Source organism: Nocardioides sp. AN3 (genome assembly GCF_054653495.1).
In genome coordinates this window covers 1-1,063 of the sequence record NZ_BAAIGC010000086.1, presented here as the reverse complement: position 1 = coordinate 1,063, position 1,063 = coordinate 1, and the positions used below count along the sequence as shown (strand labels likewise).

General features: G+C 70.8%; 1 protein-coding gene. It reads right to left on the bottom strand.

Translation table 11 applies throughout. From position 1 onward, the window contains the following. Positions 1-126 precede the first annotated feature (126 nt). Positions 127-912: an IS21-like element helper ATPase IstB gene (gene istB, locus ACYQ1K_RS27900; RefSeq protein ID WP_021473521.1), complete on the bottom strand. Its 786-nt coding sequence runs from the start codon at positions 910-912 to the stop codon at positions 127-129. Positions 913-1,063: the final 151 nt, after the last annotated feature.

The window sequence follows — 1,063 nt, the reverse complement described above, 5'->3', positions numbered from 1 at the left end:
TGTCAAGGGACAGTAGGAACTGCCCAGGGGCGGACATGAAACCTGCCCGCTGACGGCCACGAGAACTGCCCGGTGGTGGCCACGGGATCTGCCCAAGGGGGCGGTGGCCACCACCGACCGGGGTGCTCAGCTCAACGGGCTCACCCCCTGGCCGGCGAGTGCCTGGGTCAGGCGCACGCTGTCGCCGCTGGTCTGGCAGACGTGGGCGTGGTGGAGCAGCCGGTCGACTGTGGCGGTGGCCAGCGTCTTGGGCATGAGCTCGTCGAACCCGGACGGGTGCAGGTTCGAGCTGATCGCGACCGAGCGCTTCTCATAGGCGGCGTCGACGAGGCGGTAGAGGCCTTCGGCGGCGTCGGCGGCGACGGCCAGGAGCCCGATGTCATCGACGATGACCAGGTCGGCCCGCAGGATTCGGGCGATGGCCTTGGTGACGGTGTCGTCCGCACGGTGCCGGCGCAGCAGGACGCCGAGGTCTTCCAGGGTGAACCAGGCGACCTTGAGTCCCTGCTCGACGGCTTGTTGTCCGAGCGCTTCGAGCAGGAACGTCTTCCCGGTCCCGGATGGCCCGCAGACCACGAGGTTCTCTCGCCGGTGGACCCACTCCAAGGTCCGCAGCGCCTGCTGGGTCGGGGCCGGGATCGAGGAGATCTCGGGCTGCCACGCATCGAACGTCTTGCCGGTCGGGAACCCTGCGGCCGCCCGCCTCGTGGCCAAGGCGGAGCGTTCCCGGCCGGCGACCTCCTCAGCGAACAGGGCCTTGAGGACCTCGGCGGGCTCCCAGCGTTGGGCCTTCGCGGTCGCGACCACCTCGGGCGCGTGGCGACGGATGTGCGGCAGCCGCAGCTTGCGCAGCAGCTCCTCCAACTCGACCGGCAACGGCGGCGCGGTGCTGATGGGGCTCCTCGTCGTCATCGGGTCACCTCGCCGTCGCCGTCCGCGGTGGACCGCTGGCCGAGCCGTGCCCACGCGGCGGTGCCCTGGGTCAGCGAGGAGTCCTCGCTGGCACGATGCTCACCTGTGCCGGGCTGCCGGGCGTGGTGGTCCAGGATCGAAGAGAGGTCGG